We start from the raw sequence: 24,243 nt of genomic DNA, 5'->3' as shown, positions 1-24,243 counted from the left end.
TTCTGCCCAAGACGGCGCTAGGCTTTTCCCATGCGCCCCCGATTGAAAATATTGTTGCCGCGCAGCCTGTTCGGCAGGGCGGCTTTGATCCTTGTTCTGCCCATCGTCACGATCCAGTTGATCGTGTCCATAGCCTTCATTCAGCGCCATTTTGAAGGGGTGACGCGCCAGTTGTCGCTTGGGGTGATCTATGAGATCGAACTGATCCGGGCCCAGGTGGAACGGACGGGTGATCTGGCGGGGGCTTTTGCCGAAGCCTCGGGCACAGCGAAAGCCTTTGGGATGACGTTGCTGCGCCCTGATCCGGCCAGTGTCACCGCGGCCGACAAGTCTGGTTGGCAAGACCTGACGGCGGGGGTGGTGATCGAGACGCTGCGGTCGGGGCTAAAGGGCATCTTGTCCATCGACCTGCAATCCGTGCGCAGCACTGTGGTTCTGACTGTCACCACCGGGCCGGGGCCGGTTCAGCTCTTGATCCCGCGTGCACGGTTGTCTGCCTCTAACCCGCATCAGTTGTTGGTCATCATGGGGCTGGCCTCGGCTTTGATGACCTTTATCGCCTATGCCTTCTTGCGCAATCAATTGCGCCCGATCGCCCGGTTGGCCGCGGCGGCGACGGCCTTTGGCAAGGGAGAGGTGGTGCAGTATCGCCCGCGTGGTGCGACCGAGGTGCGGGCTGCGGGGGCGGCGTTTCTGGATATGCGGGCGCGGATCGAACGTGCGATCGAGACGCGCACGATGATGCTGTCGGGCATCAGCCACGATCTGCGCACGCCGCTTACCCGCTTGCGCCTTGGCCTGACGATGCTGCCCGAAGATGATGAGGTTGCGGCGCTGTTGTCGGATGTGGCCGAGATGGAGCGGATGGTGGATGAATTCCTGGCCTTTGCCCGTGGCGACGCATTGGACGAGCCCGAGATGGCCGACCCCATGGCACTGGCCCAGCATGTGGTCGAGAATGCGGGCAGGGCAGGGCATGACGTTGTGCTGATCCCGTCGGCAGTGCCTCCTGCGCCGATGCGCATGCGGCCGCAATCGATTGTCCGGGCATTGGAAAATCTGGTGGGCAATGGCGTGCGGCATGGCCGTCACGTCTCGCTTTCTGTGCAGGTCACAGAGCGGCAGTTGCGCTTTGTGGTGGAAGATGATGGGCCGGGCATCCCACATGACAAGCGCGAGACAGCCGTTTCGCCCTTTGCCCGGCTGGATGATGCCCGCAACCGCAACGCCGGAAACGGGGCGGGGTTGGGCCTTGCCATTGTGGCCGACATCGCGCGCAGCCATGGTGGCAGTCTGGTCTTGGGCCAAAGTGAGAGGCTGGGCGGGCTGAAGGCCGAACTGCGGTTGGCGCGTTAAAGCACGACCTTATGGCCCAAAGGCGAAAGAATCTGCCCGCCTGCGGCCACTGCATCTTCGGCATCATGGGTGACCAGAATGGCCGGTATTTGCCGATCACGAATGGTTTGCAGCGTGAAGGCGCGGATTTGGATGCGCAGCGCAGCATCCAGCCGCGAAAAGGGTTCGTCCAGCAGCAAAGCGCAGGGTTCTGCCAACAGGGCGCGCATCAGGGCGACACGGGCGCGTTGCCCGCCCGATAACGTGGCCGGGTCACGCGGGGCATAGCCTGCCAGACCGGCTTGGTTCAGGGCGTCATCGACCATTTGGGCGCGGGCCTGTCGGCCTTTGACACTGGTGGGAATTGCAAAGGCCAGATTGGCCCCGACCGAGAGATGGGGAAACAACACATCATCCTGAAACAGTAGACCGACGCGGCGTTCATGGGTGGGCAGGGTTGAAATCTCTTGCCCGTTCAACAGGATCTGGCCCGACCTTTGAAACGCATCGGGCAGCGTGCCAAGGATTGCGGCAAGGGCAGTCGATTTGCCTGCGCCCGAGGGTCCCATGATGGTCAGCACCTCGCCGCCCCTGATCTGCACGGTCAGGTCAATCATCTCTTTTCCGGCACGGGTGATTCTCAGTTGGTTCAGTGACAGGTCTTTGATCATGTCCGGGCCTCCATTCCCCGGCGGTGACGGAACACGATTGCCGGAAGGGCGATGGCAAGCGCAAAACCCGCGGCGGGCAGCAGGGTTTGGGCCAACCCATAGGCGCCGATCAGACGGCGGTTCGCCCCCGACGACAGGGCCACGGCTTCGGTGGTCAGGGTTTCCACCCGCCCCCCCCCAATCAGCAAGGTGGGCAGATACTGCCCGATGGAAACGGCCAGCCCGACGGCCATCGCCGTCAGGATCGGGCGCAACAGCAAGGGCAGGATCACAGTGACGAACAGGCGCAGAGGCCTTGCGCCAAGGCTTTGCGCTGCAAGGCGAAAGCGCGGGTCAAGGCTGCGATAGGGCGCGGCCAGAGACAAAAAGACATAAGGCAGCACAAAGACCAGATGTGCCGCCGCCACAGCCCACCAACTGCCCTCGACCCCAAGGCGCAGAGACAGCGATTGCAGGCCGGGCAGAAAGGCGATTTGTGGGATGATCAGGGGCAGATACAGAATGAAAAGCCCGTTTGCGCCGGGGGACAGCGAGAACCTTTGCTCGGCCTCAAGGCAGGCCAGAACCAGCGCAAGGGCCGCCAGCGTTGCCACCGCGGCAATGGCCAGTGTCAGGCCGGTGCTGGCAACCAGGTCAGGCCCGGCCCGTCGCCATGTGGTCAGCGACAGCGTTTCTGGCGTGGCATCGGGAAATTGCCATAACCCAGCCACAGACCACAGGCCTAGGCCAGCCAGCCCGCTGAACAAAAGGCCCGCAAAGCCAAAGCCAAGCGCCAATCCGATGGGCCGGGCCATCCGGTCGGCCAATGGCGCGCGCAGACCTGCCCAGGCGGCCCGCGTCAGCAGCCGGCTGGCCACGGCCTCGGCCAACCGCCAGATCACGATTGCGGTCAGCACCAGCGCAACCTGCAAGGTGGCCCCTGCGGCGGCCAGATCACGGCCCGACAGGGACGGGTCGTTCATCCAGATCACGATCTGGGCCGACAGGGTGGGCGGCAGGGTCGGTCCCAGAATGAAGGCCATGTCCACCACCGTCATTGCATAGGCCAGGACGGCATAGATGGGCAGGCGCAACTGTGCGTAAAGCGTGGGCAGCACCCCCACCACAAACCCCGCGACCCGGCCCGCGCCCAGCGACTGCGCCTGCAACACCCGTCGCCGGGCATCGGTTTGCGGCAAGGCAGCCAGGGTCATCAACAACAAGAACGGCACTTCCTTGGCCATCAGGCCCAAGGTCAGCGCCCAACCCCCCGGATCATTCAGCACCAGAAGATCAGGGGGGTGCTGCCAGCCCGTCGCCCAGGGCGAGACAAGCCGCGCAAGCCAGCCCGAGGGCGCGATCAGAAAGGCAAGGCCCAAGGCTGCAGCGGCATGGGGCACGGCCAAAAGCGGGGCCAGCAGATGCTGGATCAGCCGAAAGGCCCGGCCATCGCCCAGACTGGCCACCACCAGCAAGGTGATCACAAGGGCGCCCAAGGTAGACAGAACCCCCGTCTTGACCGACAGCATGACAGCAACGGGCAGGCCCTGCCACGTCAAGACCGCCTGCATCGGGGCGGCGTGGTCACGCAACACGGGGGCGATGGTGCCAAACAGCCCGGCCGCCACCGGGGCCACAAGCAACAGAACCGTCAGGCGCGGGGCCTGCCGCAGCAGCGCCCCGGCCTTGCTGGTGGGGCGCGGACTGGGCAGAGGCTTATTGGGCAACGCCGTACCGCTCGACCCAATCTTGCCCGATGCGGATCATCCAGCTTGCATGCGGCTCTAACAGCGCAGGCCCCATCGCCTCGGGTGGCAGGGTTGCGATGCCCAGATCAAGCGCTTCAAAGCGGGCGCGGTCTTCTGCGGGCAGGGCGGCGACGTTCAGCACGGTTTGAAAGCCCAGAACGCCCGGGTCTTGCGCGCGGGCCTGCACCTGCGGATCAAGCAGCAGATTGGCGATCACCCGTGCCCCGGCACTGTGCGCGGCGTTGAAGGGAATGGCCACAAAGCTGGCATTGCCGATGGTGCCACCCGCAAGGGTAAAGGTGCGCATCGTGTCGGGCAGGGTGCCTGCCGCAATTTCGGCACTGGCGCGGCCGGGGTTGAAGGCAAAGCCGATGTCGATTTCGCTGTCGGCCAGCAACTGGCCAAGGGCGGGTTCGTTCTGCGGATAGGCCTTGCCCGCCCGCCACAGATGCGGCGTAACGGCGTCAAGCCAGGCCCACATGGGGGCCACGGTTTGGGCATAGCTGGCGTCATCCACCGGCTTTTGCAGCACCGCAGGGTCGGCCAGCGTGCCATAGGCCAGTTGTTTCAGAAACGTTGTGCCCAGATAATCGGGCGGCTGTGGATAGGTGAACCGGCCCGGATTGGCGATGATCCACTGTTGCAAGGCCTCAAGGCTTTGGGGCGGTGTGGGCAGGCGGGCACTGTCATATTCAAACACCAGTTGCGCCATGGCCCAGGGGCTTTCAAAGCCTTCGGTCGGCAGGGTGAAATCGGTTACCACGGCGGGTTTGCCCGCGACATCGACCAAATTCCAGTTCGGCAGGCTTTCGGCAAAGGGGCCCTGCAGCAGGCCCTGCGCCTTCATTGCGGCAAAGTTTTCACCGTTGATCCAGATCAGATCAACCGCACCGCCGGTCGTTATGCCTGCCTCTTTTTCGGCCAGAACGCGGGCCACCGCATCAGCCGTTGACGCCAGTTTGACATGGGTCAGCGCCACACCATAGCGGTCTTGCGCCTGATCCCCCACCCAAGCGATGAAATCATTGATCTTGGGATCGCCGCCCCAGGCGTGCCAATAAACGGTCTGGCCCTTTGCCTCGGCCAGAACAGTTTGCCAATCGGGGCTTTGGGCCAGCAGGGCCGAGGGGGGCAGGGCCGTCAGGGCTGTGGCTGCCAGCGCGCCGGCAACAAGGAAATGGCGTCGGTTCATGCAATCCTCCTGCGTGGGCCGATCGGGGTGGCCGCTGTGGTCTGTCGGCCCTGTGTTTCCGGCCTGTCTTGCCTTAGGGGTATGGGCTGCGGGTGGATGGTTTCAAGCGCAAAAGCATTTGGGTTTCGCCAAACGCACAGTTGTGTGACAGGTGTAACAAGCGCCACCACTTTGGCGAAGCGGGCATGAAGCCAAGGGAAAACAAGGGGAAATTCATGTTTGACGCAAAGATCCGGCCATGGATCGACCCGCCGCTGAACCGGTTGGGCCGGGGCCTTGCGCGGGCGGGGGTTTCGGCGGATGCCGTCACGCTGGCGGGCCTTGGCCTTGGCTTGGGGGCTGCGCTGTGGCTGGCCTTGGGGGGGGCTGGCTGGATCGCCGCCGTGCTGATCCTGGGCGGGCGGCTGGCCGATGGGCTGGATGGGGCGGTGGCGCGGGCGACCACCAAGACCGATTTTGGCGGATATCTGGATATCTTTTGCGATTTCATTTTTTACGCGGCTATTCCGCTGGCCTTTGTCTTGCGTGACCCGGGGGCGAATGCCGTGGCGGGGGCCTTTTTGATTGGCAGCTTTTATGTGAATGCCGCCAGCTTTCTGGGCTATGCTGTGCTGGCTGAAAAGCGCGGGATGCAGACCGAGGCGCAGGGGCAAAAGTCGCTGTATTATGCTGCGGGTTTGCTGGAAGGGGCCGAGACGATTGTGCTGTTCGTGCTGATCAGTCTCTTGCCGGGCCTGTTTGTGCCTGCGGCCGTGATCTTTGGGGGATTGTGCCTGATCACGGCGGTGGCACGGGTGGTTTTGGCGCGGCAGGTGTTTCAGGCCGGGGCCTGAATGGCTGGTGCCACTGCCGCACGAAAGCGAAAGAAGCCGTGGGTGGCATGGGGCCACAGTGCACGGTCATAGGGGCGCATCGCCAGACGCAGCGGCGGGCCAGCGGCGCGCAAGGGGGCCAACATATCAGCCACGGGACCGACAGGGGCATAGGGCGTGACGATTTGCGTGGCGCCTGTGTCCATGCTGATCTGCCGCAGGTCCTGGGCCAGATCGGTGGCGCGTGACAGCGGCACATCTGCCCCAAGCAGGTTGGTCAGGCGCGCGGCAAGATCAGCCATGCACTGCCCGACATAGTCGCCGACCAAAGGTGCGGTGATCAGGGGTGATCGGCCAGAGGTGGCTGTCATCAGCACAACCGCCTTCGGGCGCAGGCCCAAATCCAGCAGCCAGTCGGGGCTGAGATCGTCTTCATGCACCAGCAAGACCGAAGGGGCCGATCTGTCCCATGCGTCGCCGCTGGGGCAGGGGCCGGGGGCCGGGTTCGGCTGGCCCTGAACCGGGCTGGTCTGACGGGCAAGGCCAAGGGGAGAAAAGCGGCCGGCCGTGTATTTGGCGATGTTGTCGGTGGTTGCCGCATAGGTTTTGCCGGGGGTATGCAGGCCTGCCACCCACCGCCATGACAGCGTGTTTGAGGCCGCATCGCCATCAAGAAGGTGGCGCAGAAAAAAGTCGGCCCCCAATTCCCATGGCAGGCGCAGCGTAAAGATCCAGATCGAGGCGAACCACATCCGGGCGTGGTTGTGCAGATATCCGGTCTGCACCAGTTCTTGCGCCCAATGATCAAACCCGTCGATCCCGGTGGTGCCGGAACAGGCCGCTTGCCATTGCTGGCGCAGACCGGATTCGGTGGCCAGGCGGTTCATCGCGGCCCGCAGATCACGACGATACCCCGCCCAAAGGGACGGGCGCAGTTCCAGAAAGCCCTTCCAATAGCTGCGCCACAGCACCTCGGCGATGAATTTTTCGGCAGTATCGCCTTGGGCCCTTGTGACGGCGGCCAGCACCTCGGCCTCGGTGATCAGGCGGTGGCGCAGGGCGGGCGACAGGCGCGACACATGCGGATGGCCCGGCACATCGTGGTTGCGGTCACGGGCATAGGCCAGGCCCGCGTGCGGCAAAAACGCCTGCAATCGGGCGAGGGCATCGTGGCGTGACGTGCAAAACAGGGGGCTGATGTCATTCATCTGCCGCAAGCTATGCCACGGCCACGGCCTTTCAAGGCGGGTCGGCACAGAGCTGCGACGCGGGCTTTGACGATAGTTTCACCTCCTGCCCTTGCAGCCCCCGCAGCGCCCAACTAAGACTCTGGTAACAAACGACCGATATCCCAGTGCGAATGACGTGAGAGGCAGGACCGAGATGCGCGATCCGATTGAGACCTATATGAACCTTGTTCCGATGGTTGTCGAACAAACCAGCCGTGGGGAACGTGCCTATGATATCTTCAGCCGTCTGCTGAAAGAGCGGATCATCTTTGTGAACGGCCCGGTTCATGATGGCATGTCAACGCTGATCGTGGCCCAGCTTTTGCATCTTGAGGCGGAAAATCCGTCAAAAGAAATCAGCATGTATATCAACTCGCCCGGCGGGTCGGTTGTGGCTGGCATGAGCATCTATGACACGATGCAATATATCCGCCCCAAGGTTTCGACCCTTGTGTGTGGTCTGGCGGCGTCGATGGGGTCGGTGATTGCGATTGGTGGCGAAAAGGGCATGCGGTTTTCGTTGCCCAATGCCGAATTCCTTGTTCACCAGCCGTCGGGCGGCATGCAGGGCACGGCAGCCGACATCATGATCTCGGCCCGCCATATCGAACAGACGCGTGAGCGCATGTATCACCTTTACATGAAGCACTCGGGCCAACCCTATGAAGTCGTGCGCGAAGCAATGGAGCGCGACAAGTGGATGACGCCCGAAGAAGCCAAGGAATGGGGCCATATCGACGAGATTGTCACCTCGCGTGGCAAGATGGACGATACATCCAAGTAAGCAGCGCGCCCCCTTTGGCTGTGCCACGGGGGGCGATTTGACATTGTGGACGGTCGGGCCTTGGCTTAGACTTTCTGCATCAAGGTCTTGAGGGCATCCAATGGCGAATAATTCAGGCGACAGCAAGAACACCCTTTACTGTTCCTTCTGCGGCAAGAGCCAGCATGAAGTGCGAAAGCTGATCGCCGGGCCGACCGTGTTCATTTGCGACGAATGCGTCGAATTGTGCATGGATATCATCCGCGAGGAAACGAAATCAGCCGGGCTGAAATCCAGCGATGGCGTGCCGACGCCGCGGGAAATCTGCAAGGTTCTGGATGATTATGTCATCGGCCAGATTCATGCCAAGCGGGTGCTGTCTGTGGCGGTGCACAACCACTACAAGCGGCTGAACCATTCGTCCAAGACCGATATCGAACTGGCGAAATCCAACATCCTGCTGATCGGCCCCACCGGTTGCGGCAAGACCTTGCTTGCGCAAACCTTGGCCCGCATTCTGGATGTGCCCTTTACCATGGCAGATGCCACCACGCTGACCGAGGCCGGTTATGTGGGTGAAGATGTTGAAAACATCATCCTGAAGCTGTTGCAGGCCAGTGAATACAATGTGGAACGGGCGCAGCGCGGCATCGTCTATATTGACGAAGTGGACAAGATCACCCGCAAGTCTGACAATCCGTCGATCACCCGCGATGTGTCGGGCGAAGGTGTGCAGCAGGCGCTTTTGAAGATCATGGAAGGCACCGTTGCCAGCGTGCCGCCACAAGGCGGGCGCAAGCATCCGCAGCAGGAATTCCTGCAAGTGGATACGACGAATATCCTGTTCATCTGCGGTGGGGCATTCGCCGGTCTTGAAAAAATCATCGCCCAGCGGGGCAAAGGGTCGGGCATTGGCTTTGGCGCCGATGTGAAAGACCCCGATGCACGCGGGGCGGGCGAATTGTTCAAAGAGCTGGAGCCGGAAGATCTGCTGAAATTCGGCCTGATTCCAGAATTCGTGGGCCGTTTGCCGGTGATCGCCACTTTGGCCGATCTGGATGAAGACGCGTTGGTGACCATTCTGACCGAGCCGAAAAATGCCCTGGTCAAGCAATACCAGCGCCTGTTTGACATCGAAGGTGTCAAGCTGACCTTTACCCCAGATGCATTGACGGCCATTGCCAAGCGCGCGATCAAGCGCAAAACCGGGGCGCGCGGCCTGCGGTCGATCATGGAAGACATCCTGCTGGATACCATGTTTGAACTGCCGGGTATGGAAGGTGTGCAAGAGGTCGTGGTGAAGGATGAGGCCGTGAACGCCGGAGCCAAGCCAATGCTGGTGTACACCGAGACTGGCAAGAAGAAAGAAACGGCGAATGCGGGCTAAGGCACGCCGATCAAAGCGGTTGGGAAGGGCGGGCCTTTGGTCTGCCCTTTTTCTTTTGGGCCTTGGGGTTTCTGCCCCAGCCCTGGCAGAGCGACCCTATGTCAAAATTGAAAAGATCTTTGGCGACCTGGTCGATTACGACCAAAAGCTGATCGAGATCGAAGGCGTTTCTGTGGATAACACGCAGCCGGGTGACATGCTGTGCCTGATCGCTGCGGTCCGGCTGAAGGCAGACGCCGCGCCCAAACCACCCCGCAAGGATTTGTCGCGCCCAGCGTTCCTGCAGTTCGGAGGCGTATGGAAGCCCACTCCAAGGGGGGAGAGCGGGCCCAAAGGCAAGGATTTGTTGCAGACTTGCGGTGCTTATCTGCGCCAGGACGGGTTCAACGATGATTTGCTGACTGCGCTGGAAACGCCGGGATCCTACTATATCTCGGATTGGACCGGGTCGGTTTTGCAGGTTTATGCGCCCGAGCGCAGGCTGGCGGCATCAATCCGCTATATGCGGCGAAATCCTGATTGATCGCCCTGCCTGCGCTGCCTTGGCACTGGACCTTGGCGCGCAATTCGGCCATATCAGGGGCAAAGAACCGGAGGTTTGCCCATGTCATTCCTGAAGCGCCTAGTTACCTGGTGGAACGGCCAGACCCTTGCCACGCAGGTTTGGACCTCGCGCCATGGGGTTAAGGTGGGCGAGGATGATCAGGGCAACCTGTATTATCAGACCAAAGACGGCAAACGCCGCTGGGTGATCTTTAACGGCGAGGCCGAGGCCAGCCGCGTGCCGCCAGATTGGCACGGATGGCTGCACCGCAGCTGGGATGAGCCGCCCACCAAGGCCCCGCTGAAGCACAAGGCCTGGGAAAAGCCGCATCAGGAAAACCTGACGGGCACGCCCCTTGCCTATGCGCCGCCTGGGTCTATCCGCAAGGCACAGCCCGCTGCGCGCGCCGATTACGAAGCCTGGCAGCCGGAATAAGATGTCAGCCCGGCACATCTGCGGTTTGGGTCGCTTGGGTGCGGTGCTTGTTTTGATGGCAGGCCCGGCTTTCGCACAGGATATGGAGGCTGCCCCCGGCGGCACCCTGCGCCTGTTGGACAAGATCACGGGCAATGTTTACGATCTTGCACTGTCGCGGGGGCAATCTGCTGTGCAGGGGCGCGTCACCGTGCAATTGGATGATTGCCGCTTTCCCAAAGACAATCCCGCCGCAGATGCACAAGCCCATGTCACGGTGATGGAAGAGGGGCGTTCTGACCCCGTCTATTCGGGCTGGATGCTGGCCTCTAGCCCCGCGTTGTCGGCGATGGATCACCCGCGCTATGACGTTTGGGTTTTGTCCTGCGACTCGGGCTTTGTCGCGCCCGAGGTGGAGGAGCCAGAGAACACCCCCGAAGAGCCCATCGAAGAAATCATCGAAGGCTGAGGCGCATAGCCTGACGGTGTAAAGCTGGCGGGCTGTGCTATGGCTTCGGCGAGGCGCCGGTGATAGGCGCGCCGACTGATTTGGACGGCGCCAAGACTTGCCAGATGGGGGGTCAGGAACTGGGTGTCCAACAGACTAAAGCCGCCCGCTTGCAGACGATGAACCAGCCAGGCCAGTGCAATCTTTGATCCGTCACGCCGCCGCGAAAACATGGATTCGCCAAAGAACGCGCCCCCGATGGCCACGCCATAGACGCCCCCAATCAGCCCTGTGTCCGCGTGAACCTCAAGCGAATGGGCAAAACCTGCGCGGTGCAACTGCTGATACAGCGTAAAGATTTCAGCGTTGATCCATGTTTCTTCCCGATCAGCACAGGCCGCCACGACGTCATCAAAGGCGGTGTTGACCGTCACGCGATAATCGGCCCTGCGGATCGCCTTGGCCAGACTGCGCGAAACATGAAAGCCATCAAGCGGAAAAACCCCGCGCCACCGTGGATCGACCCAGTGAATGGTGGGGTCTTCGCGCGACTCGGCCATCGGAAAGATGCCTATGGCATAGGCCCGCAGCAAGATGTCAGGGGTAAGCCGGTCGGACAAGAAAAAATCCTTTGGCGGATTTTACAAATTTTTCACTAAAACAAGGCCCTGCAGGCGCTTTGGGGGGCATGCAGGGCCGGTGTTTTCAGCCTAGCCAAATTGCTTGGCCAGCCACTTTTCCAACCAGTGGATGTTATATTCGCCTGTCTGCACATCGGGTTCGGCCAGCAGGGCGTGGAACAGCGGCACCGTGGTATCGACGCCATCGACGATCAGTTCTGAAAGCGCGCGTTTCAGCCGGGCCAAAGCCTCGGGACGGTCACGGCCATGCACGATCAGCTTGCCGATCAGGCTGTCGTAATAGGGCGGAATCGAATAGCCGCCATACAGCGCCGAATCCATCCGCACGCCCAAACCACCGGGGGCATGGAACACGCGCACCTTGCCGGGGCAGGGCGAGAAATTGGGCAACCGCTCGGCGTTGATCCGCACTTCGATGGCATGGCCGTTCAGTTCCAGATCTTGCTGGCCGAAAGACATCGGCATGCCGGCCGCCACGCGAATCTGCTCGCGCACCAGATCGACACCAAAGATGTATTCGGTCACGGGATGTTCCACCTGCAAGCGGGTGTTCATCTCGATGAAATAGAACTCACCATCTTCATACAGAAACTCAACCGTGCCGGCCCCGATATACCCGATCTTGGCCACGGCATTGGCGCAGATCATGCCAATTTCATCGCGCATCGCGGGGGTGATGCAGGGGCCGGGGGCCTCTTCGAACACTTTCTGGTGGCGGCGTTGCAGCGAGCAATCGCGTTCCCCCAGATGCACTGCCTGACCCTTGCCATCGCCAAACACCTGAATTTCGATGTGGCGCGGCTTTTGCAGGTATTTCTCGATATAGACCTCGTCATTGCCAAAGGCGGCCTTGGCCTCGGACCGGGCGGTGCGGAAGGCGACTTCCAGTTCGGCGGCGTTCTTGGCCACTTTCATCCCGCGGCCACCACCGCCAGCCGTGGCCTTGATGATCACCGGAAATCCGATGCCCTCGGCCACGCCAATGGCGGTTTCGAAATCGGCAACGCCGCCTTCTGATCCGGGAACCACGGGAATTCCCAGCTCTTTGGCGGTGTCTTTGGCGGTGATCTTGTCGCCCATGATGCGGATATGTTCCGCACGCGGGCCGATAAAGGTGATGCCATGATCTTCCAGCGCCTGTGCAAAGCTGGCGTTTTCAGACAGAAAGCCATAGCCCGGATGCACGGCCTGGGCGCCCGTGATTTCACAGGCCGAGATGATCGCGGCCTTGTTCAGATAGCTGTCGGTCGATGGGGCCGGGCCGATGCAGATCGACTCGTCCGCCATGCGCACATGCATGGCATCGGCATCGGCGGTCGAATGCACGGCCACCGATTTGATCCCCATTTCCCGGCAGGCCCGGATGACGCGCAGGGCGATCTCTCCGCGGTTGGCAATCAGGATTTTTTCGAACATGGGGTGCCCCTTATTCGATGATGACAAGCGGGGTGCCGTATTCGACGGGGGTGCCGTCTTCGACCAGAATGCGCTTGACCGTGCCCGCACGCGGGGCTGGGATATGGTTCATCGTCTTCATCGCCTCGATGATCAGAATGGTCTGACCTTCGCTGACGGTGCTGCCGACGGTGATAAAGGGCGACGCGCCCGGTTCAGCCGCCAGATAGCAGGTGCCAACCATGGGTGAGGCCACGGCGCCGGGGTGTTGCGCCGGATCTTCGACTGCGGCGGCAGCGGCCGGTGCTGGGGCTGCGGGGGCGCCCGCGACCGGGGCGGGGGCATAGGCGGGGGCAGGGGCCATGGTGGTGACCACATTCACCTGCTTGACGACGCGCACATTCAGGCTGTCATCTTCACCATATTCGCGTTTGACCGCGATTTCGGTCAGGTCATTCTTGTTCAGAAGTTCTGCGAGGGCCGCAATGAAGGCCACGTCTGCTTCGGAGTTTTGCTTGCTCATGCCGTCCTCTGTTGGCTGTTGATCGCCAGTTTCCAGTCACGCCCGCCGCACCGATTGGTGCCAAAGGCTGACCCAGCGTCCATTTGCATCCCCATGGGGCTGCTTGCTTATAGCCTTCCCTTTCGGGGGTGAAAAGCACCGTTTGTGATGCGCAATTTTCGGGCAGTTCTTGTCTGCGCCTTGGAAATTTTGCTGCGCCAGAAAATTTACCGTTTGATAAAAAAAATCGACTGTGGCAGCGTGATTCCAAAAGAAAACACCTCTCAGGGAGTTTGAACCATGACCAACAGCCCGCTGACGCCCGGCATCGTTCCGGGGCGTCTGCCAGCCGCGGCGCTTGCCGAGAATTTTGCCGATCATACCCCGCCCCTCGATGGGCACGAGGCGCGCGTGGCCGCAGATCGGTGCTACTTTTGCCATGACGCGCCCTGCATCACGGCCTGCCCCACGGCCATCGACATTCCCCTGTTCATTCGCCAGATCGCCACGGGCACGCCCGAGGCTGCGGCCACGACGATCTGGACGCAGAACATCCTGGGCGGCATGTGCGCCCGTGTCTGCCCCACGGAAACCCTGTGCGAAGAGGCCTGCGTGCGCGAGGCCGCCGAGGGCAAGCCGGTGGAAATCGGTCGGTTGCAGCGCTTTGCCACCGATACGGCGATGACCAAGGGGCTGCATCCCTTTACCCGTGCGGCGGCAACGGGCAAGCGTGTGGCGGTGGTGGGGGCAGGGCCTGCCGGTCTGGCCTGCGCGCATCGGTTGGCCCTGCACGGCCATGAGGTGACGGTGCTGGAGCGTCGGGCCAAGCCGGGCGGGCTGAACGAGTATGGGATCGCAAGCTATAAATCCACCAATGGCTTTGCGCAGGCCGAGGTGGATTGGCTGATGCAGATCGGCGGCATCACCCTGAAAACCGGGGTCGAGTTGGGACGCGATGTCACGTTGCAGGGGCTGAGTGCTGACTTTGATGCCGTGTTTCTGGGCATCGGTCTGGGCGGTGTCAATGCGCTAAGGGCCGAGGGCGAGGATCGGCAGGGGGTTGCCAATGCGGTGGATTTCATCGCCGATCTGCGTCAATGCACCGATCTGTCAACGCTGCCCGTCGGGCGCGATGTGGTGGTCATCGGTGGCGGGATGACGGCTGTTGATGCCGCCGTGCAATCGAAACTGCTGGGCGCCGAGACTGTGACCATTGTCTATCGTCGCGCGCAGCACCGCATGAGTGCCAGCCGGTATGAGCAAGAGCACGCCACCGCAGCCGGTGTGCGCATCATCTGCAACGCCATGCCCGTGGCGGTGCATGGCAATGGGGCCGTGCGCGAGGTGGAATTTGCCTATACCGCCGAGGGTGCCGACGGCCTGAAGCCAACGGGCGAGACCTTTCGTCTGAAGGCTGATCAGGTGTTCAAGGCGATTGGCCAGACGCTGGATGGGCTGCCCGAGGGCTTGGGCACTGACGCGGGCAAGATCTCGGACCTGCCACCCAAGGTCTGGGCCGGCGGCGATTGCACGGGGGGCGGCGAAGACCTGACCGTGACGGCCGTGGCCCAAGGGCGCGACGCGGCCGAGGCCATTCATGCCGCGCTGACAGGAAAATGATGGGCGTTCCCCCTCGTCATGGGCGGTGCCCGCCCCCATATCGCGCCCAACACAAGGAGCGCGCGGATGGAGGTTTCGGCCATCATCTCATTTCTGGCGGCCAATGCGGCGGCGGCCCCCTTTGTGGCAACGGCCCTTGCCGCGGCCGAGACGACGGCTTTTCTGTCGGTGCTTATCCCGTCAACGGCCTTGCTGGTAGCGGTGGGCGCGGCTGTCAGCAGCGGTGCGCTGACGTTCTTGCCGATCTGGGCCGGGGCCACCATCGGGGCCATCGCCGGGTCAACGCTCAGCTTTGCCATCGGCCGCATGTTCGGAGAGCGGATTCTGGCCTTTGGCTGGATGCAACGGCACGCGGCCCCGATCCAGCATGCGCGCGATCTGTTCGCCCGCTGGGGCCTGTTTGCCATCGTTCTGGGGCATTTTCTGGGCCCGTTGCGCCCGGTGGTGTTCTTGCTGGCCGGGGTATCGGGGATGAAAGTGTTGCCATTTCTGGTGGTGAACACCTCGGCGGCAGCGGCCTGGGCCTTTATGGTGCCCAAATCGGGCGAGCTGGGCGGCGATCTGCTGGGCTGGCTTTGGGGCCTGTTCGGGGCCTGACGCCCCCAATTTCTGCAATCAAACCACATCCGCACCCCACGGCCCCCAAGGCCGGGGCAAGCGATTCACAGGGAGTGTGACATGGCAAATCTGGCCACGAACTTTATCGGCATCCGCTCACCCAACCCGTTCTGGCTGGCCTCGGCGCCGCCGACCGACAAGGAATACAACGTTGTGCGCGCCTTTCAGGCCGGGTGGGGCGGCGTGGTGTGGAAGACGCTGGGGTCAGAGGGGCCGCCGGTCGTTAACGTCAACGGCCCGCGCTATGGCGCGATCTGGGGGGCGGACCGTCGGCTGTTGGGGCTGAACAACATCGAGTTGATCACCGACCGCCCGCTGGAGGTGAACCTGCAAGAGATCAAGCGGGTCAAACGCGACTGGAAAGACCGCGCGATGATTGTCTCGCTGATGGTGCCCTGCGATGAGGAAAGCTGGAAAGCCATTCTGAAACGGGTTGAGGAAACCGAGGCAGACGGGGTGGAGCTGAATTTCGGCTGCCCCCATGGCATGAGCGAGCGCGGCATGGGCGCCGCCGTGGGGCAGGTGCCCGAATATATCGAGATGGTGACCCGCTGGGTCAAGCAGCACAGCCGCATGCCCTGCATTGTCAAGCTGACCCCCAATATCACCGATATCCGCAAACCGGCCGAGGCCGCCAAGCGCGGCGGGGCCGATGCGGTTTCGCTGATCAACACCATCAACTCGATCACATCGGTCAATCTTGACAGCTTTGCCCCCGAACCGACGATCGACGGCAAGGGCGCGCATGGTGGCTTTTGCGGCCCTGCGGTCAAGCCGATTGCGCTGAACATGGTGGCCGAGATTGCCCGGTCGCCTGACACCCATGGCCTGCCGATCAGTGGCATCGGGGGGGTTACGACATGGCGCGACGCGGCCGAGTTCATGGCCTTGGGCGCGGGCAATGTGCAGGTCTGCACGGCGGCCATGACCTATGGGTTCAAGATCGTGCAAGAGATGATCTCGGGCCTGTCGCAATATCTGGATGACAAGGGGTTTGACAGCGTTGATCAGTTGGTGGGCCGGGCTGTGGGCAATGTCACGGACTGGAACCAGTTGAACCTGAACCATGTCACCAAGGCGGTGATTGATCAGGATGCCTGTATCAAATGCGGGCGCTGCTATGCTGCCTGCGAAGACACCAGCCACCAGGCCATTGCCATGTCGTCGGACCGGGTGTTCACGGTGAAAGATGACGAATGCGTGGCCTGCAACCTGTGCGTCAATGTCTGCCCGGTGGACAATTGCATCACGATGAAGACCCTGCCCCTGGGCGCGGTGGATGAGCGGACGGGCAAGGTGGTGGAACCCTATGCCAACTGGACGACGCATCCCAACAACCCGATGGCCGTCAAGGCCGCCGAATAGGCGCAATGGACGCGGCCCCTGTCATGCGGTGGGGGCCGCCAGTCTGGCCCGCACCAACTGCACCATCTGGCGATAGGCGCGCTGGGTGCGGTTGCGTTCGTGCATGGCGGCATAGACCGGCTGATCCAGAACCGGCGCCCCCGTGACCCAGGCAAAACCACCCGTTGCCACCATGGCCTTGGCGCGCGGCTCCATCACATAGCCCGACCCGCCCATTTCGCGCAGCAAGGATTCCACCGCGCTGGACTGGCCCGCCGAAACCGGGGCCGCCGACAGGGCGGGCAGGGCGGCGCGATGTGCGGCCTCGAACACCGGGGAAAAATGGGCCATGACATAGCGGTCAGGCTCAACCTCGGCCAAGGTTCTGGCATGGGTGCTGATCAGCCGATAGGGGATGGCACCGACCGATTCAAAATACAGGCTGGGCTGGGCCTTGGGTGAAAACATCACGCCAAAATCCTGTGTGCCGGTGATCAGATCCGCACACATCTGCGTGGAATAGTCAGGCTCGATATAAAAGGCGGTTTGCGGCAGCAATTTGCGCAGATCGCCAACCAGTGGCCCCAACTGCGCATGGGCCAAGTCATTCTGGATGCTGATGCGCAGGGTCAAGGCAATGGCCCCGCGCTTTTCAACCGAGCGGCGGGCCAGCGTCCATTCCTGCCGCAAGATCCGGGCATGGGGGGCCAGGCGCAAAGCCTCGGTCGTGGGTTCGGTGCCGGCGCGTGATCGTTGAAACAACCGCGCCCCAACGGCGTCTTCCAAAGCCTTGATCCGCGCCGAAATGGTGGATTGCGTCACCCCCATCCGATCCGCCGTGCGGTTGAAGCTGCGGCTGTCCAGCAGGTCTAGAAACGTATCGATCCATTCGGTTTGCATCGGCGGCTGATCCTGTCACGTCTAATCGGATAACCCGATTAATATTCCACGGCCTGCCCGATTGAAAGCGGTTCGGTGGCGATGAATAGTAGCGGCGAATTGCGAGGGAGACAGCAAATGGCCGAACTGCCAAAACAGGCGCGTGTGGTGATCATCGGCGGCGGTGCGGTGGGTGCCTCTGGCCTGTATCACTTGGCCAAAGCCGGGTGGACCGACTGTGTCTTGCTGGAAAAGAACGAGCTGACCGCAGGCAGCACCTGGCACGCGGCGGGCAACGTGCCCACCTTTTCGTCCAGCTGGTCGATCATGAACATGCAGCGCTATTCGGCGCAGTTGTATCGGGGGCTGGGCCAAGAGGTCGGTTACCCGATGAACTATCATGTCACAGGGTCGGTGCGACTGGGCCACAGCGCCGAGCGTTTGCTGGAATTCAAGCGTGTGCAAGGCATGGGCCGTTATCAGGGGATGGATCTTGAGATCATGTCGCCCGACGAGATCCGCTCTAAATACCCGTTCGTGGAAACGCATGATCTGGCCGGCGCGCTGTATGACCCCTATGACGGCGATATTGACCCGGCACAGTTGACCCAGGCCTTTGCCAAGGGCGCGCGCGACATGGGCGCCCATATCGAACGCTTTTGCCCCGTCACCGCCGCCGAATGGACGGGCAGCGAATGGGTGCTGTCCACGCCCAAGGGCGAGATCCGCTGTGAATATGTGGTGAATGCGGGTGGCTATTACGCCGCCGAGATCGGCCGGATGTTTGGCCGCCGCGTGCCGATGATGGTCATGAGCCACCAGTATCTGTTGTTCGACACGGTTCCCGAGCTTGAGGCGTGGTCGAAAGAGGTCGGCCACAAGCTGCCGTTGCTGCGCGATGTCGACAGCAGCTATTACCTGCGGCAGGAAAAGATGGGCTTTAACCTTGGCCCCTATGAAAACCCTTGCCGCGCGCATTGGGCCACGCCCGATGATCCGATGCCCGACGATTTCAGCTTTCAGCTGTTCCCCGATGATCTGGAGCGGATCGAATGGCACATCAGTGATGCCATGGCGCGGGTGCCGCTGCTCGAGAAGGCCAATCTGCAAAAGGTAATCAACGGACCGATCCCTTATACGCCCGATGGTAATCCGCTGATCGGGCCGATGCCCGGCGTGCCCAATGCGTTTGAGGCTTGTGTCTTTACCTTCGGCATCTGTCAGGCCGGTGGCGCGGGCAAAGTGCTGGCCGAATGGGTGACCGAAGGCGCGACCGAATGGGACATGTGGTCTTGCGACCCGCGACGCTTTACCGGGTTTGAAGATCACGATTATTGCGTGGCCAAGGGCAAGGAAGTCTATGGCCATGAATATGCCATGCATTTCCCCCATCACGCCTGGCCTGAAGGGCGCGGCAAGAAGCTGTCGCCAGTGCATGACAGCGTGGCAGCCCTGGGCGCGCAGTTTGGCCCCTTTAACGGCTGGGAACGCGCCTTGTGGTATGCAGCCGAGGGCGATGACACGTCAGAGGCCGCGCAGCAGACCTGGCGGCGCGAGGGGCCATGGTTCCGCGCAGTGCAGGCGGAATGTCAGGCCGTGCGCGATGCCTGCGGTATCCTTGATCTGCCGGGCTTCTCGCGCTTTGTGGTGACGGGGCCGGGTGTGGTGGATTGGCTTTCAGCCCAGATCACGGGCAAGGTGCCTGCGGTGGGCCGTTTGGGGCTGGCCTATTTCGCCGATGACAAGGGCCGGATCGTCACCGAAATGTCGGTGGCGCGCATGGCCGAAGACAAGGTGATGCTGATCACGGCGGCTACGGCGCAATCGCATGACAAGGCCTGGTTGCTGGCCAATCTGGCCCCAGGACTTGAGCTGAAGGATCAGACCGAGGCCTGGACCACCCAAATCCTGACCGGGCCCAAGGCGCGCGAAGTGTTGGCCGCCGCCGGGGCCGAGGCCGATCTGTCGCGCCCGTGGCTGACCTGGCAAGAGGCGAAGATTGCCGGGGCCGATGTGCTGCTGATGCGGGTCAGCTTTGCGGGTGAACTGGGGTGGGAGGTTCACTCACGCATCGCCGACACCCCCGCGATCTGGCAGGCGGTCATGGCGGCGGGTGCGCCGCTGGGGCTGCGCCCGTTCGGCATGTTCGCGCTGAACAGCCTGCGGATCGAAAAGGGCTATCGCGCGTGGAAGGGCGATCTTTCGACCGATTACACCGTGTTGCAGGGCGGGTTAGAGCGGTTTGTCGATTGGGCCAAGCCCGCATTCCGCGGCAAACAGGCGTTGGAGGCGGAAAAGCAGGCCGGCGTCAGCAAGCAGTTCGTCACGCTCAAGGTCGAGGCAGGCGCCTTTGACCCGCCCTATATGTCCACCCTTTGGCACGATGGGCAGGTCGTGGGCGAAACCACCAGCGGTTATTGGGGCCACCGGGTTGGCCATTGTCTGGCCTTGGGCATGCTGCGTGCAGACCTTGCCGTGCCGGGCACGACGCTGGAGGTAGAGATCTTTGGCGAGCGTGTGGCAGCCGAGGTTCTGCCCGATGCGCCCGCCTGGGATGCCCCCAACGCGCGCCTGCGCGCCTGACAAGCGGGCCGGGGGCATGCCCCCGGTCCTTTCGGGTTATTCATCAAGACAAAGGGGCGACATCGTGGGTTTGCCGAACAAAGCACGGGCAGTGATCATTGGGGGCGGCGTTTCTGGCTGTTCGGTGGCCTATCATCTGGCCAAGGCAGGGTGGACGGACATCGTCTTGCTAGAGCGGCGCAAGCTGACCTCGGGCACCACATGGCATGCGGCTGGCCTGATCGGGCAACTGCGCGCCAGTGCGAACATGACCCGGCTGGCACGCTATTCGGCGGGCCTGTATGTGGGGTTAGAGGCAGAGACTGGCATTTCGACGGGGATGCGCCAGGTTGGGTCGATCTCGGTCGCGCTGACCGATCACCGGATGGAAGAATTGCGCCGCCAAGCCACGATGGCGCGCATCTTTGATGTTGATGTGAATGAGATTTCGCCAATTGAAATCAAGGCGATGTATCCGCATCTTGAAGTTGGCGACGCCAAGGGCGGGGTGCATTTGCCGCTGGATGGCCAATGCGATCCGGCCAATATTGCCATGGCTTTGGCCAAGGGCGCGCGGATGCGTGGCGCCACGATTGCCGAAGGCGTGAAGGTGACGCAGGTTCTGACCGCTGGTGGCCGTGTGACCGGTGTGGCCTATGAAGGCCCCGAAGGGCCGGGGCAGATTGATGCCGATGTGGTGGTGAACTGCGGCGGTATGTGGGGCCGCGATCTGGCCGCACAAAACGGCGTGTCGCTGCCGCTGCACGCTTGCGAGCACTTTTACCTTGTCACGGAACCCATTGAAGGGCTTGGGCATTTGCCCGTTCTTCGTGTGCCGGATGAATGCGCCTATTACAAATCGGACGCGGGCAAGATGATGCTGGGCGCGTTCGAGCCGAAGGCCAAGCCTTGGGGCATGAAGGGTATCCGCGAAGACTTTGAATTTGATACACTTCCCGAGGATTGGGATCACTTCATGCCGATCCTTGAGGCGGCGATGAAGCGGATGCCGTTGTTCGAAAAGGCGGGGATTCACACCTTTTTCAACGGGCCTGAAAGCTTTACCCCTGATGATCGCTATTATCTGGGCGAAGCGCCCGAGGTGCGCGGCTATTGGGTGGCTGCGGGGTATAATTCGGTTGGCATCGCTTCCTCTGGCGGGGCGGGCATGGCCCTGGCCGAGTGGATCACCGAGGGCGAGCCGCCCTTTGACCTGTGGGAAGTTGATATCCGCAGGGCGCAGCCGTTTCAAAAGAACCGGAAGTATCTGCAAGAGAGGGTCAGCGAGACGCTGGGGCTGCTTTATGCGGATCACTACCCCTATCGGCAGATGGCCACCAGCCGCGGCCTGCGGCGCAGCCCCCTGCATGATCATCTGAAGGCGCGCGGCGCCGTCTTTGGTGAAGTGGCCGGATGGGAACGGGCCAATTGGTTCGCGCGCGACGGCCAAGAGCGTGACTATCGCTATGACTGGCATCGGCAAAACTGGTTTGACAACCAAAAGGCCGAGCATCTGGCGGTGCGAAGCGGCGTTGGCCTGTTCGATATGACCAGTTTCGGCAAGATCCGGGTCGAAGGGCGTGATGCCGCGCGGTTCCTGAACCGGATCTGTTCAGCGCAGATGGACGTGGCCGAAGGGCGGATCGTCTATACGATGCTGCTGAACGACCGGGGCGGGATCGAGGCCGACCTGACGGTGACGCGCCTGTCTGAAACCGCCTATCTGCTGGTGGTGCCCGGGGCGACGGTGCAGCGCAATCTGGCCTGGCTGCGGGCGCATCTGGGCGATGATTTTGCGGTGATCACCGATGTCACCAGCGCTGAATCCGTGTTGTGCCTGATGGGGCCCTTGGCGCGGGACGTGCTGGCACGGGTTAGCCCGAACAACTTTGACAACGCCGCGCATCCCTTTGGAACCATGCGGGAAATCGAGATTGGCATGGGGTTGGCGCGGGCGCATCGTGTGACCTATGTCGGCGAGCTGGGGTGGGAGCTTTATGTGCCCAGCGATCAGACCGCGCATGTGTTCGAAGCGCTGGAACAGGCTGCGCCCGAAATGGTGTTGTGCGGCTTGCATACATTGGACAGCTGCCGGATCGAGAAAGCCTATCGTCACTGGGGCCATGACATCACCGACGAAGACCATGTGCTGGAAGCGGGGCTGGGCTTTACCGTCAGCAAGAAAAAGCCCGCGTTTCTGGGCCGTGACGCCGTTCTGCGCCGCGCCGATGCCGGGTTGACGCGGCGGATGGTGCAGTTTCTGGTGCGCGATCCCGCGGCGGCCATTTTTCACAACGAAGCGATCGTGCGCGATGGCGTGATCGTGGGGCCGGTGACCAGCGGCAACTATGGCCATCACCTTGGGGGCGCCGTGGCCATGGGCTATGTCCCCTGTGAGGGCCAGAGCGAAGACGATGTTCTGGCCTCGGTCTATCAGATCGAGATCGCCGGGCGGCGCTATGCGGCCGAGGCCTCTTTGGTGCCGATGTATGATCCGAAATCGGAACGGGTGCGGATGTAGCACCACTTGCCGTCCTGCAGACCGGGGGCAACCCCCCGGCCACCGGGATTTAGATGAACAGATGAATGGGGTGGTCTGATGAGTGATCTGGGAGAGATGTGCGAGCCATCGCGGGCCCGTCGGTCTGGGGGGCGCGGTGCCCGTGTGGCGATGCGGGCCGCCCCGCTGGACGAGGCCAAGCGCCCGATCCGGCCAGGGATGCCGGGGGGGCGCTATTCGCCGCTGGATGAGGCGGGGGTGCAGCGCATTCACCAAGCGGCCCTAGAGGCGCTGGAGGTGATCGGGCTGTCGAATGCCCCGGCCTCGGGCGTCGAGATCTTGACGGGTGCGGGCGCGGTGCAGGGCGATGACGGGCGCATCCGCTTTCCGCGGGCCTTGGTCGAAGATATGCTTGCCGTGGCCTGCCGCGACCTGACGCTGTGCGCGCGCGACCCTAAGTATGACCTGCATCTGTCTGGAACCAATGTGCATTTCGGCACGGCGGGGGCGGCGGTGCATGTGGTTGATCTGGAAACCGATACCTATCGCGATTCAACCGCGCAGGATCTGTATGATGCTGCCCGGATCACGCAAAACCTTGATAACGTGCATTTCTTTCAGCGCGCCATGGTCTGTCGCGATGTGATCGACAATTACGAGATGGACATCAACACGCTGTATGCCTGCCTGTCGGGCACGCAAAAGCATGTGGGCACCAGCTTTTCCGACCCGTCGCATGTGGCAGGCTGTTTCGATCTGCTGCATATGGTGGCAGGCGGAGAGGCCGCTTGGCGCGCGCGGCCTTTTGTCAGCAATTCCAACTGCTTCGTGGTTCCTCCTATGAAGTTTGCTGAAGAAAGCTGCCAAGTGATGGAGGATTGTGTTCGGCGGGGCATGCCTGTTTTGCTGCTGTCAGCCGGGCAGGCCGGAGCGACGGCGCCCGCGCCGATTTCGCTGGCGATCGTTCAGGCGGTGGCCGAATGTCTGGCGGGTGTGGTCTATGTGAACGCGATCCAGAAAGGTGCGCCGGCCATTTTCGGCACCTGGCCTTTTGTCTCTGACCTGCGCACCGGGGCGATGTCGGGCGGCAGTGCCGAACAGGCCCTGCTGACGGCGGGCTGCGCCCAGATGCACCGGTTCTATGGCTTGCCGGGTGGGGCTGCCGCAGGGATTTCAGACAGCAAGCTGCCCGATATGCAGGCCGGATGGGAAACCGCGATCACCAATGTGCTGGCCGGTCTTTCGGGCCTGAACATGGTCTATGAATCGGTGGGTATGCATGCGTCATTGCTGGGTTTTTGCCTGGAAAGCCTGATTTTGGGCGATGACGTTCTGGGGCAGGTGATGCGCTGCGTGCGCGGCATTGATGTGACAGAGGATTCAACCAGCATCGAGGCGATGAAGCAGGTTTGCATGGGGGGGGCGGGGCATTATCTGGGCAGCGATCAGACCCTGCGCCTGATGCAGACGGAATATGTCTATCCCACGCTTGGCAACCGGATGAGCCCGAAAGAATGGGTCGAGGCCGGCCGTCCAAAGTTGCTTGAACGGGCCATTCAGCGCAAGCATGAACTGCTGGCGCGGGGCCAATCGCAGATTGATGCTGATCTGGATGCCGAGATCAGGCAGAAGTTCAACATCTATTTTAGGTGATATCTCA

Annotated in this window: 21 protein-coding genes; 13 read left to right on the top strand and 8 right to left on the bottom strand. The window is 62.1% G+C overall.

Going from position 1 to position 24,243, the window contains the following annotated elements; genetic code table 11:
* The first annotated feature begins 30 nt into the window (after window positions 1-30).
* Complete coding sequence (locus tag V3C85_RS11425) at window positions 31-1,356, top strand: ATP-binding protein (protein WP_331795196.1); 1,326 nt, start codon at window positions 31-33, stop codon at window positions 1,354-1,356.
* Here V3C85_RS11425 and V3C85_RS11420 read toward each other — a convergent pair.
* The 3 genes from V3C85_RS11420 to V3C85_RS11410 are packed head-to-tail and all read right to left on the bottom strand — an operon-like array spanning window position 1,353 to window position 4,925.
* The gene (locus V3C85_RS11420; protein ID WP_331795296.1) at window positions 1,353-2,003 is read right to left on the bottom strand and encodes an ATP-binding cassette domain-containing protein; all 651 of its coding nucleotides are present in this window, start codon (window positions 2,001-2,003) and stop codon (window positions 1,353-1,355) included. The genes V3C85_RS11425 and V3C85_RS11420 overlap by 4 nt on opposite strands.
* Window positions 2,003-3,712 (bottom strand): ABC transporter permease, encoded by a 1,710-nt coding sequence (locus V3C85_RS11415; RefSeq protein ID WP_331795195.1) that lies wholly within the window; start codon window positions 3,710-3,712, stop codon window positions 2,003-2,005. The genes V3C85_RS11420 and V3C85_RS11415 overlap by 1 nt, the downstream gene beginning before the upstream one ends.
* Window positions 3,702-4,925 carry an ABC transporter substrate-binding protein gene (locus V3C85_RS11410; RefSeq protein ID WP_331795194.1) on the bottom strand — a complete coding sequence of 408 codons (1,224 nt, stop codon included), beginning with the start codon at window positions 4,923-4,925 and terminating at the stop codon, window positions 3,702-3,704. The genes V3C85_RS11415 and V3C85_RS11410 overlap by 11 nt, the downstream gene beginning before the upstream one ends.
* Before the next feature lie 215 nt (window positions 4,926-5,140).
* Here V3C85_RS11410 and V3C85_RS11405 point away from each other — a divergent pair, with 215 nt between their 5' ends.
* On the top strand, window positions 5,141-5,758 hold the full coding sequence (locus tag V3C85_RS11405) for a CDP-alcohol phosphatidyltransferase family protein (protein ID WP_331795193.1): 618 nt from the start codon (window positions 5,141-5,143) through the stop codon (window positions 5,756-5,758).
* Here V3C85_RS11405 and V3C85_RS11400 read toward each other — a convergent pair.
* The gene (locus V3C85_RS11400; protein ID WP_331795192.1) at window positions 5,743-6,945 is read right to left on the bottom strand and encodes an FAD-binding domain-containing protein; all 1,203 of its coding nucleotides are present in this window, start codon (window positions 6,943-6,945) and stop codon (window positions 5,743-5,745) included. The two genes, V3C85_RS11405 and V3C85_RS11400, sit on opposite strands and share 16 nt — an antisense overlap.
* A 175-nt stretch (window positions 6,946-7,120) precedes the next feature.
* Between V3C85_RS11400 and V3C85_RS11395 the strand changes: the two genes are divergently transcribed.
* From V3C85_RS11395 to V3C85_RS11375, 5 genes are all read left to right on the top strand, one after another.
* On the top strand, window positions 7,121-7,750 hold the full coding sequence (locus tag V3C85_RS11395; RefSeq protein WP_331795191.1) for an ATP-dependent Clp protease proteolytic subunit: 630 nt from the start codon (window positions 7,121-7,123) through the stop codon (window positions 7,748-7,750).
* Window positions 7,751-7,850: 100 nt separating this feature from the next.
* Window positions 7,851-9,116 (top strand): ATP-dependent Clp protease ATP-binding subunit ClpX, encoded by a 1,266-nt coding sequence (clpX, locus tag V3C85_RS11390; RefSeq protein ID WP_331795190.1) that lies wholly within the window; start codon window positions 7,851-7,853, stop codon window positions 9,114-9,116.
* Window positions 9,117-9,171: 55 nt separating this feature from the next.
* Window positions 9,172-9,639 carry a hypothetical protein gene (locus V3C85_RS11385; protein WP_331795189.1) on the top strand — a complete coding sequence of 156 codons (468 nt, stop codon included), beginning with the start codon at window positions 9,172-9,174 and terminating at the stop codon, window positions 9,637-9,639.
* An 81-nt stretch (window positions 9,640-9,720) separates the two neighbouring features.
* A complete protein-coding gene (locus tag V3C85_RS11380; RefSeq protein WP_331795188.1) occupies window positions 9,721-10,095 on the top strand; it encodes an NADH:ubiquinone oxidoreductase subunit NDUFA12 in 375 nt (124 codons plus the stop codon).
* Window position 10,096: 1 nt separating this feature from the next.
* Window positions 10,097-10,543: a DUF2155 domain-containing protein gene (locus V3C85_RS11375; RefSeq protein ID WP_331795187.1), complete on the top strand. Its 447-nt coding sequence runs from the start codon at window positions 10,097-10,099 to the stop codon at window positions 10,541-10,543.
* Here V3C85_RS11375 and aat read toward each other — a convergent pair.
* The 3 genes from aat to accB form a co-directional block, all read right to left on the bottom strand.
* Window positions 10,438-11,142, bottom strand: coding sequence for a leucyl/phenylalanyl-tRNA--protein transferase (aat, locus tag V3C85_RS11370; RefSeq protein WP_331795186.1), 705 nt, complete (start codon window positions 11,140-11,142; stop codon window positions 10,438-10,440). The genes V3C85_RS11375 and aat overlap by 106 nt on opposite strands.
* A gap of 90 nt (window positions 11,143-11,232) precedes the next feature.
* Entirely contained in the window at window positions 11,233-12,579 is a 1,347-nt protein-coding gene (gene accC / locus V3C85_RS11365; protein WP_331795185.1) for an acetyl-CoA carboxylase biotin carboxylase subunit, read from the bottom strand.
* A 10-nt stretch (window positions 12,580-12,589) separates the two neighbouring features.
* Window positions 12,590-13,081 carry an acetyl-CoA carboxylase biotin carboxyl carrier protein gene (gene accB, locus V3C85_RS11360; protein WP_331795184.1) on the bottom strand — a complete coding sequence of 164 codons (492 nt, stop codon included), beginning with the start codon at window positions 13,079-13,081 and terminating at the stop codon, window positions 12,590-12,592.
* Between the two features lie 279 nt (window positions 13,082-13,360).
* Between accB and V3C85_RS11355 the strand changes: the two genes are divergently transcribed.
* The 3 genes from V3C85_RS11355 to preA all read left to right on the top strand — a co-directional run bounded on the left by V3C85_RS11355 (window position 13,361) and on the right by preA (window position 16,663).
* Window positions 13,361-14,680: an NAD(P)-dependent oxidoreductase gene (locus tag V3C85_RS11355; RefSeq protein WP_331795183.1), complete on the top strand. Its 1,320-nt coding sequence runs from the start codon at window positions 13,361-13,363 to the stop codon at window positions 14,678-14,680.
* Window positions 14,681-14,746: 66 nt separating this feature from the next.
* Window positions 14,747-15,277 carry a DedA family protein gene (locus V3C85_RS11350; RefSeq protein WP_331795182.1) on the top strand — a complete coding sequence of 177 codons (531 nt, stop codon included), beginning with the start codon at window positions 14,747-14,749 and terminating at the stop codon, window positions 15,275-15,277.
* An 81-nt stretch (window positions 15,278-15,358) separates the two neighbouring features.
* Window positions 15,359-16,663 (top strand): NAD-dependent dihydropyrimidine dehydrogenase subunit PreA, encoded by a 1,305-nt coding sequence (preA, locus tag V3C85_RS11345; protein WP_331795181.1) that lies wholly within the window; start codon window positions 15,359-15,361, stop codon window positions 16,661-16,663.
* A gap of 21 nt (window positions 16,664-16,684) precedes the next feature.
* Here preA and V3C85_RS11340 read toward each other — a convergent pair whose 3' ends face one another.
* The gene (locus V3C85_RS11340) at window positions 16,685-17,542 is read right to left on the bottom strand and encodes a LysR family transcriptional regulator (protein ID WP_331795180.1); all 858 of its coding nucleotides are present in this window, start codon (window positions 17,540-17,542) and stop codon (window positions 16,685-16,687) included.
* A 117-nt stretch (window positions 17,543-17,659) separates the two neighbouring features.
* Here V3C85_RS11340 and V3C85_RS11335 point away from each other — a divergent pair, with 117 nt between their 5' ends.
* The 3 genes from V3C85_RS11335 to V3C85_RS11325 all read left to right on the top strand — a co-directional run bounded on the left by V3C85_RS11335 (window position 17,660) and on the right by V3C85_RS11325 (window position 24,236).
* Window positions 17,660-20,104: a GcvT family protein gene (locus V3C85_RS11335; RefSeq protein WP_331795179.1), complete on the top strand. Its 2,445-nt coding sequence runs from the start codon at window positions 17,660-17,662 to the stop codon at window positions 20,102-20,104.
* A gap of 16 nt (window positions 20,105-20,120) precedes the next feature.
* Complete coding sequence (locus tag V3C85_RS11330; RefSeq protein WP_445942009.1) at window positions 20,121-22,604, top strand: GcvT family protein; 2,484 nt, start codon at window positions 20,121-20,123, stop codon at window positions 22,602-22,604.
* Between the two features lie 78 nt (window positions 22,605-22,682).
* Entirely contained in the window at window positions 22,683-24,236 is a 1,554-nt protein-coding gene (locus tag V3C85_RS11325; protein WP_331795178.1) for a trimethylamine methyltransferase family protein, read from the top strand.
* Window positions 24,237-24,243 lie beyond the last annotated feature (7 nt).

This window comes from Pseudotabrizicola sp. L79 (assembly GCF_036553525.1).
Lineage (GTDB): Bacteria > Pseudomonadota > Alphaproteobacteria > Rhodobacterales > Rhodobacteraceae > Pseudotabrizicola.
The sequence above is the reverse complement of the archived record's forward strand: the minus strand, read 5'-3'. Positions and strand labels throughout refer to the sequence as shown.